We start from the raw sequence: 14,989 nt of genomic DNA, 5'->3' as shown, positions 1-14,989 counted from the left end.
ACGCCCGGTTACATTCCGAACCCGGAAGCTAAGCCTCACAGCGCCGATGGTACTGCAGGGGGGACCCTGTGGGAGAGTAGGACACCGCCGAACAATCTTTGGAAGGACCCCTGGTCACCAGCGTTCAGCTGGGACCAGGGGTCCTTTCGTTTTTTCAGAATTACTTTGCGGTACCGAAGACAGGAGTCACCGATGTCCACCAACTCTCCCGACGACCGGCCGGACCGCGACCCGCGCGGACGGGACAGTGGTGACCGCGGTGACCGCCGCGCGTACCGGGGTGGCCCGCGCCGCGACAACGACCGCGGCGACCGGGGCGACCGGGGCGGTTTCGGTCGTCGTGAGGACCGGGACCGCGGCCCCCGTCGCGACGATCGTGATGCCCGCGGCCCGCGCCGCGACGACGACCGCGGCGGCTACGTTCGCCGTGACGACCGCGGTGGATTCCGGGGCAGGGACGACCGTGACCGCGGATTCCGTCGGGACGACCGGCGTGACGACCGCAGCGAGCGCCCTGAGCGCGGTGGCTTCCGTCGGGACGACAACCGAGGCGACCGAGGTGGGTTCCGAGGTCGCGACGACCGGAGGGACGACCGCCGCGACGGTCAGCGCTCCGACTTCCGCCGTGACGACCGTCGGGGCGGTGACCGTCCGGACTTCCGGCGTGATGACCGTCGCGACGACCGTCGGGGTGGCGACCGTCCCGACTACCGTCGCGATGACCGCCGTGGTGGCGACCGTCCGGAGTTCCGGCGCGATGACCGTCGTGACGACCGGCGTGGCGGTGACCGTCCGGAGTTCCGGCGCGATGACCGTCGTGACGACCGGCGTGGCGGTGACCGTCCGGAGTTCCGGCGCGATGACCGTCGTGACGACCGGCGTGGCGGTGACCGTCCGGACTTCCGGCGCGATGACCGTCGTGACGACCGGCGTGGCGGAGACCGCCCCGACTACCGGCGTGACGACCGCCGTGGCGGAGACCGCCCCCCGTACCGTCGCGACGACCGCCCCGACTTCCGTCGCGACGACCGTCGCGACGACCGCCCCGGCGGCTTCCGTCGGGACGACAGCCGTGGTGACCGCGGTGGCTTCCGCGGGCGTGACGACCGTGGCCGGGACGACCGCGGGCGCGGCCCCCGCCGGGACGACCGCGGCCGGCGCCCCGGTGGTTACCGGGGACGCGACGACCGTCGGGACGACCGACGTGGCGGTGGCCGCTTCCGTGACGAGCGGGACCGGGACCGCGAGCCCATCAAGCGCCTGCCCATCCCGGAGGACGTCACCGGCGAGGAGATCGACAGGGACGTACGGCAGGAGCTGCAGAGCCTGCCGAAGACTCTCGCCGAGGATGTCGCCAAGAACCTGGTCATGGTCGCCCGGCTCATCGACGAGGACCCCGAGGGCGCCTACGGCTACTCCAAGGTGGCCCTGCGGCTGGCGTCCCGTGTTGCAGCCGTACGTGAGGCCGGCGGGTTCGCCGCTTACGCGAACCAGAAGTACAGCGAGGCGCTCGCCGAGTTCCGGGCCGCGCGGCGGATGACCGGCAACGTGGACCTGTGGCCCGTGATGGCCGACTGCGAGCGCGGGCTCGGACGGCCGGAGAAGGCGCTGGACATGGCCGGGGCACCCGAGGTGCAGAAGCTCGACAAGGCCGGACAGGTGGAGATGCGGCTCGTCGCGGCCGGAGCCCGGCGTGACATGGGCCAGCTCGACGCGGCGATCGTGACGCTGCAGAGCCCCGAACTGGCCTCCAACTCCGTTCAGCCCTGGACCGCGCGCCTGCGGTACGCCTACGCCGACGCGCTGCTCGCCGCCGGGCGGCAGGCCGAGGCGCGGGACTGGTTCGCCAAGGCCGTCGAGGCCGACCGGGACGGCAGCACGGACGCCTCGGACCGGCTGGCCGAACTGGACGGCGTGGAGTTCGTCGACGTACTCGACGACAGCGACGACGACACGTCCGGCGACTCCGAGGACCTCGCCCCGGGCCACGACGAGGACTGACGCGAAGGATGACGAGACGGTCTGACCGCCGACCGGCGGTCAGACGTCCAGGGCCCGCAGCACCAGCCCCGAAGCCGGCTTCGGACCGAACGAAGTCGACTTGCGGGGCATGGTCACACCCTGGCGGGCCAGTTCGCGTACCACGTCCTCCCGGACCGGGTGCATGAGGACGGCCGTACTGCCGTCCTGCTCCGCCTTGGCCACCGTGGCGGCCGTGTCGTGGATGTAGGCGACGTGCGCCGGCGAGTCCTCGGGGATGCGCCAGAGGTGGGCGAGCAGCGTGGCGTGCAGGACCGTGGCGTCCAGGGTGCGCCAGGCCGCGGGGCGGTCGGCCGGGACCGTGCGGGCCAGCAGGGCCGGGTCAGGGCGGTCGACGAGGTGGAAGGCACCGTCTCCGGCGAGGAGGAAGGCGTTGCCCGCGCAGGTCGCGTCCGCCAGCACCTCCATGGCCTTGGGCAGGGCCACCGTCAGACGGCGCACCCGGAAGTGGCCGGCCAGGGCGGTGAGCGCGTCGGCGACCGGGAGGCCGTGCAGCAGGCGGTGGATCGCGCGTACGCGGAGCGGGTAGCGGATCGTGTCCACCAGGAGCACCAGGCCGTAGTCCCAGGGGCTGGGGGAGGGATGCTCCGCGCGTAGACGCCGGTACGTCGCCCAGCGGTGGTGTCCGTCGGCGATCAGCGCCTGACGGGGGGCCAGATCCGACTGGACGAGGCGCACGTCGGCGGGGTCCGTGAGCGACCACAGGCGGTGCCGGAAGCCGTCCTCCGTCGTGGTGGTCAGGAGCGGGGACCGTTCGGCGGTGCGTTCGATCACGTCGGCCGTGACGCCGTCGCCCCGGTAGGTCAGCAGCAGGGGCTCCAGGTTCGCCGAGGTGGCGCGCATCAGGGCGGCGCGGTCGGCGACGACGGGCGGCATGACGTCCTCGTGCGGCAGGACGACGCCCTCTTCCGGTTCCGAGACGCGCAGGGCACCGATCAGACCGCGCTGGAGCATGCCGTCGCCGTCGTGCTGCTCGTAGACGTACAGGCCAGGTTCCCGGTCGGCGGCCAGGACGCCCTCGGCGAGCCAGCGGCGCAGGGTGTCGGCCGCCTGTTCGGTGCGCTCGGCGGGGGTGCCGGCCTGGGGCAGAATCAGCCGGACGATGTTGTGCGGGTCGGCCGACTGGAGGTGGTGCAGGCCGTCGGGGCGCACGACGACGTCGTACGGCGGGGACGTCACGGCGGCGAGGCTGCCGACCCGATCAGGGTCGTAGCGAAGGCCTCGGAACGGGACGAGTTCCAGGCCCCGGCGCTCCGTTGCTTCCGAGTGACCTGCAGTGTTCATCCCGGCATCGTACGTGTGTCAGTGCCGTACGGCATGATCGAGGCAGGAGCGTCGAACGAGGAGCGATGTGGAATGAGCCGGGGCGTCAGGACCAGGCCCGAGGGCAGTGCGCGGCACCTGAGCGAGGCGTACGACACGGCGCTGCTCGACCTGGACGGGGTGGTGTACGCGGGTGGGAACGCGATCGCGCACGCGGTCGACTCGCTGGCGGCCGCCCGGGACGGCGGGATGCGTCTGGCGTACGTCACCAACAACGCGCTGCGCACCCCGGACACGGTGGCCGCCCATCTGAGCGAGCTGGGGATACCGACCGGGGCCGGTGACGTCATCACCTCGGCGCAGGCGGTCGCACGGCTGATCAGCGAGCAGGTGCCCGCGGGGGCGCGCGTGCTGGTGATCGGCGGTGAGGGGCTGCGGGTGGCGCTGCGCGAGCGCGGTCTGGAGCCGGTGGAGTCGGCGGACGACGAACCGGTCGCCGTCGTGCAGGGGTACGGCGGGCCGGAGTTGCCGTGGGGGCGTTTCGCGGAGGCGTCCTACGCCATCGCGCGCGGGGTGCCCTGGTTCGCGTCCAACACCGACCTGACCATTCCCAGCGGCCGGGGCATCGCGCCGGGCAACGGGGCGGCCGTGGAGGTCGTACGGATCGCGACCGGCGCCGAGCCGCAGGTGGCGGGCAAGCCGCTGCCGCCCATGCACCGGGAGACGATCCTGCGCACGGGCGCCGAGCGTCCCCTGGTGGTCGGGGACCGGCTGGACACGGACATCGAGGGCGCCTTCAACGGGGACGTCGACTCGCTGCTGGTCCTGACCGGTGTCACCGACGGCGCCCAGTTGCTGGCCGCGCCGCCGCAGCACCGGCCGACATATGTGGACGCCGATCTGCGCGGGCTGCTCACCGGGCAGCCGGAGGTCACGGAGGCGGGCGGCGGCTTCCGCTGCGGCGGCTGGACGGCCAAGGCGGCCGAGCGGCTCCAGCTGGAGGGGGAAGGCGAGGCCCTCGACGGGCTGCGGGCGCTGTGCGCGGCGGCGTGGACGGCGGCCGGGGAGGGTACCTGCGAGCTGGACGGGGAGAAGGCGCTGGCACGACTCGGGCTCTGACCGCACGGGATCGAGATCGGAGCGAGGGTAGGCTAACCTAACCTCGTGTTGGTCGACAGTCCCCCCGAACAGCGCGCGGACACCGCCCCCGCGCCCCCGACCCACTGGGCGATACGGACCCTTGGGCTCCTGGCCGCGCTCGCGATCCTGGTGCTCGTCGCCCTGGCGAGCATCGCGATCGGTGCGAAAGAACTCTCCGTGGGCCAGGTGTGGCACGGGCTGTTCCAGGACTCGGGCACCTACGGCGACGTGGTGGTCGACGAGCGGTTCTCCCGGACCCTCCTCGGGCTGCTGGCCGGTGCCGCGCTCGGCCTGTCCGGGGCGGTGCTCCAGGCGCTGACCCGCAATCCGCTGGCCGATCCCGGACTGCTCGGCCTCAACGCGGGAGCGTCGGCGGCGGTGGTCACGGCCATCACCTACTTCGGCGTCACCAGCCTCAGCGGCTATGTGTGGTTCGCGTTCGTCGGCGCCGCGGCGGTCGGGGCGCTGGTGTGGTTCCTCGGCGGCAGCCGGGGCGCTACGCCGGTACGGCTGGCGCTCGCCGGTACGGCGGTCAGCGCCGCGCTCTACGGCTACCTCCAAGCCGTGATGATCATGGACGACGCGGCGCTCGGCAAGATGCGCTTCTGGACGGTGGGTTCGCTCTCCTCGGCCACCGACTCGACCATCACCCAGGTGCTGCCGTTCCTCGCGGTCGGCGCGGTCGTCGCGCTGCTGCTCGCCCGGCCCCTCAACGCCGTGGCCATGGGCGACGACACCGCCCGCGCCCTCGGCGCCAACCTGGGCCGCACCCGGGCCCTGGCCATGCTCGCCGCCACCGTGCTGTGCGGAGCCGCGACCGCCGCCTGCGGGCCGATCGTGTTCGTCGGCCTGATGGTGCCGCACGTCGTGCGCTCCTTCACCGGCCCCGACCTGCGCTGGATCCTGCCGTACGCCTCGGTCCTGTCACCCGTGCTGCTGCTCGGCGCGGACGTCGTCGGCCGGATCGTCGCCCGGCCCGCGGAACTCCAGGTCGGTATCGTCACCGCGATCATCGGCGGCCCGGTCTTCATCTTCCTGGTGCGACGGCGGAGGACGGCACAGCTTTGAGGAACCGTCACGACCGCCCCGCCGTCCGTGCGCTGCGCACCCCCGGGGGGCTCTCCGTCCGGGTGGACCCGCGTGCGCTGACCGTCGTCGCCCTGCTGCTGCTCGCCGCGCTCACGGTGAGCGTCCTGCTGATCGGCACCGGCGACTTCCCGATCTCCGCCACCGACGTCCTGAAGACCCTGACCGGCAACGGGACCCGGATCCAGGAGTACATCGTCCGTGACCTGCGGCTGCCGCGTGTCCTCGTCGGTCTGCTGGTCGGCGCCTCGCTCGGCCTGGGCGGCGCCCTGTTCCAGTCGGTGTCCCGCAACCCGCTGGGCAGCCCGGACGTGCTCGGCCTCTCCCAGGGCTCCACGGCCGGGGCGCTCGTCGTCATCGTGCTGATGTCCGGGAACGCCACCGAGGTCACCGCCGGCGCACTGATCGGCGGCCTGGTGACCGGGGTCGCCGTCTACCTGCTCGCCTGGAAGCAGGGTGTGCACGGCTACCGGCTGGTCCTGGTCGGCATCGGCGTCTCCGCCATCGCCACGGCCGTCAACGGCTATCTGCTCACCAAGGCCGACCTGGTGGACGCGGCCCGCGCGGTCGTGTGGATGACCGGCTCCCTGAACGGCCGGGACTGGGGCCAGGTCTGGCCGCTGCTCGCCCTGTGCGCGGTGCTCGTACCGGTCGTCCTGGCGGGCGCACGCGGCCTGAGGATGACCGAGATGGGCGACGACGTCAGCAACGCCCTCGGGGTGCGGGTGGAGCGCGTGCGGCTGGTGCTGATGGTCTGCGCCGTACTGCTGACCGCCGCCGCGACCGCCGCCGCGGGACCCGTCAGCTTCGTGGCGCTGACCGCGCCGCAGCTCGCCCGGCGCCTCACCCGGTCACCGGGGCCCAACCTGGTGCCCTCGCTGTGCATGGGCGCCACCCTGCTGGTCACCGCCGACTGGGCCGCGCAGCGCGCCTTCGGCGCCGACCAGCTCCCCGTGGGCGTGGTCACCGGCATCCTCGGCGGGCTCTACCTGCTGTGGCTGCTCGTCACCGAGCGCAGGGCGGGCCGGATATGAGAAGCACCGGCGACACCACCTGCGAGACGAACGACCGAAGGAGCACCGTGAACCGCCTGTCCGCCGAGAACGTCACCCTCGCCTACGACCAGCGCGTCATCGCCGAACAGCTCTCGATGGAGATCCCCGACCACTCCTTCACGGTGATCGTCGGCCCGAACGCGTGCGGCAAGTCGACGCTCCTGCGGGCGCTGTCACGGATGCTGAAGCCCAGCCAGGGCCGCGTGCTGCTCGACGGGCAGGTCATCCAGTCCATGCCCGCCAAGAAGGTGGCGCGGACGCTCGGTCTGCTGCCGCAGTCGTCCATCGCGCCGGACGGGATCACCGTCGGCGACCTCGTGGGCCGGGGCCGCTATCCGCACCAGGGCATCCTCAGGCAGTGGTCGGCCGAGGACGAGCGGGTCGTGCGGGAGTCCATGGCGCAGACCGGGGTCGCCGAGCTGGCCGACCGGTACGTGGACGAGCTGTCCGGCGGTCAGCGCCAGCGGGTATGGATCGCGATGGCGCTCGCCCAGCAGACCCCGCTGCTGCTCCTCGACGAGCCCACCACCTTCCTGGACATCCAGCACCAGATCGACGTGCTCGACCTGTGCGCCGAACTGCACGAGACCCAGGGCCGCACCCTGGTCGCCGTGCTCCACGACCTCAACCACGCCGCCCGGTACGCCACCCACCTCGTCGCCCTGCGGGACGGCAGGGTGATCGCCGAGGGTGCGCCGGGCGACATCGTCACGGCCGAACTGGTCGAAGAGGTGTTCGGGCTGCGCTGTCAGGTCATCGACGACCCGGAGACGGGCACACCGCTGGTGGTGCCGGCGGCGCGCCGGGCACGGGCACACGTGAGCGCGGCAGGCGCGGCGAGTGCTAGAGAAGCTTCCTGAGCCGGAACAGGTCCGGCAGGCTCGCCTCCAGCTTCACCCGGCCCGAACCCCAGGCCCGGGCGAAGTGCAGCCGGCCGTCGACCAGGGCCACCAGATCGTCGCCGGCCATGGTGAGCCGGATCTGCGCCTTCTCGGGCGGTGCGCCCTGCACGGTGTCATGGACGTGGATGCGCCCGCCGGTCATCCGTCCGACGAAGGTGACGTCCAGATCGGTGATGCGGCAGCTCACCGAGCGGTCCAGCTCGGTAGCCGCACGGACGTCGCCCTCGGCGTCGCGCATGTTGTCCGAGAGTTTTTCGAGTGCGGTGCGGCACTCCTCGATCGTTGCCATCGCGATCGACGGTACCGCAGCGGTTCGATGTAGCGTCGGGGCATGAGCGACACAGTGCCCGAGACCTCCGCCGAGGAGGAAGCGGACGTTCCGGTCGAACCGGAGGACGACCCCGCCGCTCCCGCGCCGCTGAACCTGCCCCGCACCCCCACCGGCAACGCCGAGGTGGACGCCCGGCTGGAGCGGTTGGCCGACGCCGACCACCTCGCCACCGACGGCCATATGGAGGTGTACGAGGATGTACACGGGGGGCTGCGCGACGCGCTGACCGCGCTCGACGCCCGCCCGGGACCTCCGGGGCCCCCGTCGCCGTACCAGAGCAGGAGCTGAACCGAACGTGGCAGGAGTCGCACGCCGTCGTCTGGACGCGGAGCTGGTCCGCCGGGAGCTGGCGCGTTCGCGCGAGCACGCCAGCCAGCTGATCGCCGCCGGACGGGTCACCGTCGGCAAGACCGTCGCGACCAAGCCGGCCACCCAGGTGGAGACGGCCGCCGCGATCGTCGTCGCGGACGACGACAGCGACCCCGCGTACGTGTCGCGGGGCGGCCACAAACTGGCGGGCGCGCTGCAGGCCTTCGGCCCGCAGGGGCTGGTCGTCGAGGGGCGCCGGGCGCTGGACGCGGGCGCGTCCACCGGTGGCTTCACGGACGTCCTGCTGCGGGCCGGCGCCGCGCACGTCGTCGCCGTCGACGTGGGATACGGACAACTCGCCTGGTCTCTGCGCAGCGATGAACGCGTCACCGTCAAGGACCGTACGAACGTACGCGAGTTGACGCTTGAAGCGATCGATGGGGAGCCTGTGGATCTAGTCGTGGGTGATCTGTCCTTCATCCCGCTCGGGCTGGTGCTGCCGGCCCTGGCGCGGTGTGTGAAGCCGGACGCCGACCTGGTGATGATGGTGAAGCCGCAGTTCGAGGTGGGGAAGGAACGGCTGGGCAGCGGGGGTGTCGTACGGAGTCCGCAGCTGCGGGCGGAGGCCGTGCGGGGTGTGGCCGAGAAGGCGTGGGAGCTCGGGCTCGGGGTGAAGGGTGTCACCGCCAGTCCGCTGCCCGGGCCGTCCGGGAACGTGGAGTACTTTCTGTGGCTGCGTGCCGGGGCGCCCGCCCTGGACCCGGCCGACGTCGATCGTGCAGTGGCGGAGGGGCCGCGTTGACTCTGAACCGAGCTCGTACTGTTTTCCTGCTCGCGCACACCGGGCGGCCCGCCGCGATCCGCAGTGCCGAGCTCGTGGTCAAGGGGCTGCTGCGGTCCGGCGTCGGCGTGCGGGTCCTGGAGTACGAGGCGCGCGACCTGCCGCTCCCCGAGGAGGTGGAGCTCGTCGAGGAGGCGACCCCGCAGAGCCTCGACGGCTGCGAGCTGCTGATAGTGCTCGGCGGTGACGGAACCCTGCTGCGCGGCGCCGAGTTCGCCCGGGCGTCCGGCGTGCCGATGCTGGGCGTCAACCTCGGCAGCGTCGGGTTCCTCGCGGAGGCCGAGCGGGACGACCTCGACAAGGTCGTCGACCGGGTGGTGAGCAAGGCGTACGAGGTCGAGGAACGGATGACCGTCGACGTCGTCGTGCACCGCAACGGTGACATCGTGCACACCGACTGGGCGCTGAACGAGGCGGCCGTGCAGAAGGCGGGCGCCGAGAAGCTGCTCGAGGTCGTGCTGGAGATCGACGGGCGGCCGGTCACGGGCTTCGGGTGCGACGGGATCGTCCTGTCGACGCCCACCGGTTCGACGGCCTACGCGTTCTCCGCGGGCGGGCCGGTGGTGTGGCCCGAGGTGGAGGCGCTGCTGATGGTGCCGATCTCGGCACACGCCCTGTTCGCCAAGCCGTTGGTGACCTCGCCGAACTCCGTGCTCGCGGTCGAGGTGCTGCCGCACATCCCTCCGGGGGTCCTGTGGTGCGACGGGCGGCGGACCGTCGAGCTGCCGCCCGGGGCGCGGGTCGAGGTCCGGCGCGGTGCCGTACCGGTGCGGCTGGCCCGGCTGCACCACGCCTCCTTCACCGACCGGCTCGTGGCGAAGTTCGCCCTGCCGGTGTCCGGATGGCGGGGGGCGCCGCACTAGGTGTGCTGTCCCGGCCCGGGTGCACTCCCCCGGGTGACAGGGGACTCCCCGGGTGACAGGGGGACCTCGCACTTCAGTGGCCGGACCTCGTATGGTCTTCTCCGTGCTGGAAGAGATGCGGATACGGTCGCTCGGGGTCATCGACGATGCCGTCGTCGAGCTCTCGCCGGGGTTCACCGCCGTCACCGGTGAGACGGGTGCGGGCAAGACCATGGTGGTCACCAGCCTCGGACTGCTGCTGGGCGGACGGGCGGACCCGGCGCTCGTGCGGATCGGGGCCGGGAAGGCGGTCGTGGAGGGGCGGATCGCCGTACCCGCCGCCTCCTCCGCGGTCGTACGGGCCGAGGAGGCCGGGGCCGAGCTGGACGACGGGGCGCTGCTGGTCAGCCGTACGGTTTCCGCCGAGGGGCGCTCCCGGGCGCACCTGGGCGGGCGCAGCGTGCCCGTGGGGGTGCTGGCCGAGCTGGCCGACGACCTGGTGGCCGTGCACGGGCAGACCGACCAGCAGGGCCTGCTGAAGCTGTCCCGGCAGAGGCAGGCGCTCGACCGGTACGCGGGAGACGCGGTCGCCGTGCCGCTGGCCAAGTACGGCGAGGCCTACCGGCGGCTGCGGGCCGTCTCCACCGAGCTGGAGGAGATCGTCACCCGCGCGCGTGAACGGGCCCAGGAAGCCGACATGCTGCGGTACGGACTCGACGAGATCGCGGGCGTGGAACCGCGGCCCGGCGAGGACGCCGAACTCGCCGAGGAGGCGGAACGGCTGGGCCACGCGGAGGCGCTGGCGTCCGCCGCGACCGCCGCGCACGCCGCCCTCGCGGGCAACCCCGAGGACCCCGAGGGCATCGACGCCACCACCCTCGTCGCGGGCGCCCACCGGGCCCTGGAGGCCGTACGGTCGCACGATCCGGCGCTGGCCTCGCTCGCCGACCGGATCGGCGAGGTCGGCATCCTGCTCGGCGACGTGGCGGGCGAGCTGGCGGGGTACGCCGACGACCTGGACGCCGATCCGCTGCGGCTCGCCGCCGTGGAGGAGCGCAGGGCCGCGCTCACCGCCCTCACCCGGAAGTACGGGGACGACGTCAACGCCGTGCTGGCGTGGGCCGAGCAGAGCGCCGCGCGGCTGACCGAGCTGGACGGCGACGACGAGCGGATCGGTGAGCTGACCGCCGAACGGGACGCGCTGCGCACCGAACTCGGCGGACTGGCCCAGGCCCTGACGGACGCGCGGACGGAGGCCGCCGAGCGGTTCGCCGCCGCGGTGACCGCCGAGCTGGCCTCGCTGGCCATGCCGCACGCGCGCGTGTCCTTCGACATCCGGCAGACCGAGGACCCGGAGGGCGTCGAGGTCGGCGGGCGCACCGTGGCCTACGGGCCGTCCGGTGTCGACGAGGTGGAACTCCTGCTCGCCCCGCACCCCGGCGCCCCGCCGCGGCCCATCGCCAAGGGCGCCTCCGGCGGTGAGCTCTCCCGTGTGATGCTCGCCGTGGAGGTCGTGTTCGCGGGCACGGACCCGGTACCGACCTACCTCTTCGACGAGGTCGACGCGGGCGTCGGCGGCAAGGCGGCCGTCGAGATCGGGCGGCGTCTGGCGAAGCTCGCCAAGACCGCGCAGGTCGTGGTCGTCACCCACCTTCCGCAGGTCGCCGCCTTCGCCGACCGGCAGTTGCTCGTGGAGAAGACCAACGACGGGTCCGTCACCCGGTCCGGCGTGAAGGTCCTGGAGGGCGAGGAGCGGGTCCGCGAGCTGTCCCGGATGCTGGCAGGCCAGGAGGACTCGGAGACGGCGCGGGCCCACGCGGAGGAACTGCTGGCGACGGCACGGGCGGACGCGTAGCGCCGGCAGAACCGTCCCGTGACACTCGTGCGAGTGGTCGGTTGTTCACTCGTATGAGTGACGTCGGCTCGCCCGGGCCCGTGCGCGCGGCGATCACCGCTCCCGGACGGTCCCGCAACGCCCTTACGTGCTGGCATCCTTGGCGGTGAACCCCGCACGTGCAGCAGGTGCGCGGTACACCCCACCGCTCGCCACCTTCCGCACGTCCCGTCGTGACCGCCCGACGCCGAACCAGGAGCACCGGCCACGTGAGCCCCGCCAGCCGTACCTCACCGCACGGTCAGTCGCCGCTGCGCACCGTGCAGGTCCTGGGCGGAGGCAACGCCGGCAGCAGCGCGCACGTGCGGTCCCTGACCGCCGGACTCGTCGCGCGGGGCGTGCGGGTCACGGTGTGCGCCCCCGTCGAGGCCGACCACACCTACGACTTCACCGGGGCCGGCGCCGACCATGTGCACGTGCCCCGCAGCAGCGACCCGGTGGCGGTGGCCACGCTCCGCGCGGCCTGCGCGGACGCCGACCTGGTGCACGCGCACGGGCTGCACGCCTCCTTCCGTGCCGTGATGGCGCTCAGCGGCCGGCGCACCCCGCTCGTCGTCACCTGGCACAACCGGGCCCGGGCGGAGGGCGCGCGGGCGCATCTGCTGCGGGTGCTGGAGCGGCGGGTGATGAGGGCGGCCACCGTGGTGCTCGGCACCACCTCCGACCTCGTGGACCGGGCGCGGCGCACCGGAGCCCGGGACGCCCGGCTCGCCGCCGTCGCACTGCCCGGGCCGCGCACGGCAGCGGAGCACGACGACCCCGACCGGCTGCGGTCCAAGGCCCGGGCCGAACTCGGCGCCACCGGACGCCCGTTGCTGATGGCGGTCGGCTCCCTGGACCGGCAGCGCGGCTACGACGTCCTGCTGGACGCGGCACACCTGTGGTGCCGTCTCGACCCTGTGCCGCTGCTGGTCATCGCGGGGGAGGGGCCGTTGCGCCCGGTGCTCCAGCGGCGGATCGAGGACGAGGAGCTGCCGGTCCGGCTCATCGGTCGCCGCGACGACGTCCGCGAGCTGCTCGCCGCAGCGGACATCGCGCTGCTCTCCAGCCGATGGGAGTCCCGGTCCGTCCTCGCCCAGGAGGCCCTGCACGCGCGCGTGCCGCTCGTCGCGACCGCCGTCGGCGGCGTCCCCGACCTCGTCGGCGACGCCGCCGAACTCGTCCCGTACGCAGACGCGGAGGCCCTCGCGGGCGCCGTCGTCCGGCTGCTGGAGGACCCCGAGCGGTGCCGGGAGCTGAAGGACCGGGGGACCCGGCAGGCGGCCACCTGGCCCACCGAGGACGAGACGGTCGCCCAGGTCCTCAGCGTCTACGACGAACTGACCCAGCCCCGACCGCTGCCCTGACCCGTGCCGGGGGCCAGGGCAGCGGTCGGCGGACCGGGCCGCGGACGGAACTCGGCGCGTCCTTCCCCGCTTCTCGGCTTCGCCGGGGCGTGCGATGCCCCCACCGGCGCCGGCCGACCGGCAACCGACGTGCCGCCACGTTCGCGCCGAGCGCACGGGAGGCGCCCGATCCGCCCCGTTCACCGGCGGCGGCGGCGGGGCACCGCCTCTTTCCTGCCATCTGAACCGCCGGACGGCTTACGGCACGTGCCGACGGGCCCGCAGGGCCAGGCTCAGGGCCAGTACCGTCTGCGGGTCCTCCAGGTCGGTGCCCAGCAGCTCGCCGATGCGGGCGAGGCGGTTGTACAGCGTCTGGCGGTTGAGGTGCAGCTCGCGGGCGGTCTCGGCTTTCCGGCCGGCATGGGCCAGGTACGTCTCCAGTGTGGGCAGCAGCGGCGGCTTGGAGCGGCTGTCGTGGTCGCGCAGCGGGCCGATGGCCCGGTCCACGAAGGCCGCCAGGTCAGGGTGGTCGCGCAGCCGCCACAGCAGCAGGTCGATGTCCAGGCGGCGGGCGTCGTACCAGGGCCGGTCGGTCAGGCCCTGCGCCGCCGTCGCCGCTTCCGCCGCGTGCCGCAGGCCCGCCGATGCGGCCGCCCAGCCGCCGGCCACTGCGACGACCACCACGGGCGGCCGGGCCCCGGGCCGTCGCATCCCCGCCCGTTCCACCCCGGCCCGCAGCGCCGCCGCCACCCGGTCCGCGACCGCAGGCCGCTCCGTCTCCGAACGCAGCCCCACCAGCAGCGGCACACGGCCCTCGACCGGCCGTACCCCGAGCAGCACCGGCACCCCCACCGAGGCCAGCTCCTCGGCCACCGCACGGGCCAGGACGGCCCAGCCGCCACCCGGTGAGAGCGCGTCACCCAGCCGCATCACCACCGGCAGCAGCGGGCTGCCACCCGGCTTGAACCCCAGCACACGCGCCTGCGCCGGAGCGTCCTGCGCGGAGATCCGGCCCTCGGCGAGATCGGTGAGGAAGTCGCCGCGCCCCCGCGCCGCCAGCTCCTCCTCCTGCCGGGCCTGCATCAGCACCACCGCGAGGATCCCCGCGGCCCGCTCGGCGGCGATGCGGTGCACCGGGGCGAGCTGCCCACGGACGGGCAGCAGAACCAGCCGGGCCCGCACCGAACCCGTGCCCGGACCGCCGCCGGGCACGTCCACGAGCACCGAGCCGGCCGGCGGCGGGGCGTCCTTGTGCGGGCCGCGCAGCCCTTCCCACACCTGCAGCGGATCCGCGCCCTCGGGTCCCGCCCCGGCGGCATACAGCAACTGGCCGTCCGTCGTCTCCAGGAAGACCGGGTTGCCGCTGAAGTCGGCGAGGATGCCGAGCACCTGCGGCACCCCGCCACCGCCGAGCAGCGCCTCCGTACAGCGGCGGTGCACCTCCTCGGCCCGCTGCAGCAGCGCGTAGTGGCCGTTGACGATCTCGGTGTGGATCTCCTCGGTGACCGTGACGAACGGCACCTCGCGATGCAGCTGCACGAGCGGCAGCCCCGCGCCGCGGGCGGTGTCCACCAGCGCGGCGGGCAGCCGGGTGAAGCGCGGCCCCAGCTCCACGACCAGGGCGGCGATGCCCCGTTCGGCGAGGGTGCGGACGAACGCCCGCTGGTCCGCCGGGCGGGTGCCGAGGCCGTAGCCGGTGGTGAGCAGCAGCTCGCCGCCCTTCAGCAGGGAGGCGATGTTGGGCACCTCGCCCGCGTGCACCCAGCGGACCGTGCGACCCAGCCGGTCGGCGCCCGCCAGGATCTCCGGCAGCCCGCTGCGCAGCCCGGGCAGCTCCAGAGCCCGCCGAACGGTGATCCCTGCGCCCTGCGTGGCGAGTCCGCTCTCCGTACCGCTGTCCATGCAGCGGACGCTACCTGCGCGAACGCCCCGGCGGCACCCTCGGTCCGCGCGCTGCGCGC

Annotated in this window: 13 protein-coding genes and 1 rRNA gene; 11 read left to right on the top strand and 3 right to left on the bottom strand. The window is 73.6% G+C overall.

Features of this window, described 5'->3' with window-relative positions:
* Both rrf and ACFY0F_RS19360 read left to right on the top strand, forming a co-directional pair.
* Nucleotides 1-93: ribosomal RNA gene (gene rrf, locus ACFY0F_RS19365) — 5S ribosomal RNA — on the top strand; the annotation flags it as partial.
* A gap of 1,167 nt (nt 94-1,260) precedes the next feature.
* Entirely contained in the window at nt 1,261-2,001 is a 741-nt protein-coding gene (locus ACFY0F_RS19360) for a hypothetical protein (RefSeq protein ID WP_388795281.1), read from the top strand.
* A gap of 39 nt (nt 2,002-2,040) precedes the next feature.
* On the opposite strand, the gene ACFY0F_RS19355 is transcribed toward ACFY0F_RS19360, so the two are convergent.
* Nucleotides 2,041-3,324, bottom strand: a complete 1,284-nt coding sequence (locus ACFY0F_RS19355; RefSeq protein ID WP_388795232.1) for a DUF1015 domain-containing protein — start codon at nt 3,322-3,324, stop codon at nt 2,041-2,043.
* A gap of 72 nt (nt 3,325-3,396) precedes the next feature.
* Here ACFY0F_RS19355 and ACFY0F_RS19350 point away from each other — a divergent pair, with 72 nt between their 5' ends.
* From ACFY0F_RS19350 to ACFY0F_RS19335, 4 genes are read left to right on the top strand one after another with little or no spacing between them, the layout of a single operon-like run.
* Entirely contained in the window at nt 3,397-4,422 is a 1,026-nt protein-coding gene (locus ACFY0F_RS19350) for an HAD hydrolase-like protein (protein WP_388795229.1), read from the top strand.
* 45 nt (nt 4,423-4,467) lie between these two features.
* A complete protein-coding gene (locus tag ACFY0F_RS19345) occupies nt 4,468-5,511 on the top strand; it encodes a FecCD family ABC transporter permease (RefSeq protein ID WP_388795226.1) in 1,044 nt (347 codons plus the stop codon).
* A complete protein-coding gene (locus tag ACFY0F_RS19340; protein ID WP_388795223.1) occupies nt 5,508-6,563 on the top strand; it encodes a FecCD family ABC transporter permease in 1,056 nt (351 codons plus the stop codon). The genes ACFY0F_RS19345 and ACFY0F_RS19340 overlap by 4 nt, the downstream gene beginning before the upstream one ends.
* Nucleotides 6,560-7,444, top strand: a complete 885-nt coding sequence (locus tag ACFY0F_RS19335) for an ABC transporter ATP-binding protein (protein WP_388795221.1) — start codon at nt 6,560-6,562, stop codon at nt 7,442-7,444. The genes ACFY0F_RS19340 and ACFY0F_RS19335 overlap by 4 nt, the downstream gene beginning before the upstream one ends.
* Here ACFY0F_RS19335 and ACFY0F_RS19330 read toward each other — a convergent pair.
* The gene (locus ACFY0F_RS19330; RefSeq protein WP_388795218.1) at nt 7,428-7,775 is read right to left on the bottom strand and encodes a sterol-binding protein; all 348 of its coding nucleotides are present in this window, start codon (nt 7,773-7,775) and stop codon (nt 7,428-7,430) included. The genes ACFY0F_RS19335 and ACFY0F_RS19330 overlap by 17 nt on opposite strands.
* A gap of 42 nt (nt 7,776-7,817) precedes the next feature.
* Between ACFY0F_RS19330 and ACFY0F_RS19325 the strand changes: the two genes are divergently transcribed.
* From ACFY0F_RS19325 to ACFY0F_RS19305, 5 genes are all read left to right on the top strand, one after another.
* Complete coding sequence (locus ACFY0F_RS19325; RefSeq protein ID WP_388795215.1) at nt 7,818-8,105, top strand: hypothetical protein; 288 nt, start codon at nt 7,818-7,820, stop codon at nt 8,103-8,105.
* 7 nt (nt 8,106-8,112) lie between these two features.
* Nucleotides 8,113-8,928 (top strand): TlyA family RNA methyltransferase, encoded by an 816-nt coding sequence (locus ACFY0F_RS19320; RefSeq protein WP_388795212.1) that lies wholly within the window; start codon nt 8,113-8,115, stop codon nt 8,926-8,928.
* A complete protein-coding gene (locus ACFY0F_RS19315) occupies nt 8,925-9,830 on the top strand; it encodes an NAD kinase (protein WP_388795209.1) in 906 nt (301 codons plus the stop codon). Before ACFY0F_RS19320 ends, ACFY0F_RS19315 begins: the two co-directional genes overlap by 4 nt.
* A gap of 91 nt (nt 9,831-9,921) precedes the next feature.
* Nucleotides 9,922-11,664, top strand: coding sequence for a DNA repair protein RecN (gene recN / locus ACFY0F_RS19310; protein WP_388795278.1), 1,743 nt, complete (start codon nt 9,922-9,924; stop codon nt 11,662-11,664).
* A 248-nt stretch (nt 11,665-11,912) separates the two neighbouring features.
* Entirely contained in the window at nt 11,913-13,049 is a 1,137-nt protein-coding gene (locus ACFY0F_RS19305; RefSeq protein ID WP_388795206.1) for a glycosyltransferase family 4 protein, read from the top strand.
* Nucleotides 13,050-13,286: 237 nt separating this feature from the next.
* Here the strand turns inward: ACFY0F_RS19305 and ACFY0F_RS19300 are convergent, their stop codons facing one another.
* A complete protein-coding gene (locus tag ACFY0F_RS19300) occupies nt 13,287-14,930 on the bottom strand; it encodes a PucR family transcriptional regulator (protein ID WP_388795204.1) in 1,644 nt (547 codons plus the stop codon).
* Nucleotides 14,931-14,989: the final 59 nt, after the last annotated feature.

This window comes from Streptomyces sp. NPDC001544 (genome assembly GCF_042894285.1).
Taxonomy (GTDB): Bacteria; Actinomycetota; Actinomycetes; order Streptomycetales; family Streptomycetaceae; genus Streptomyces.
Note: the sequence above shows the minus strand (reverse complement) of the source record. Positions and strands in the feature narration are given on the sequence as shown.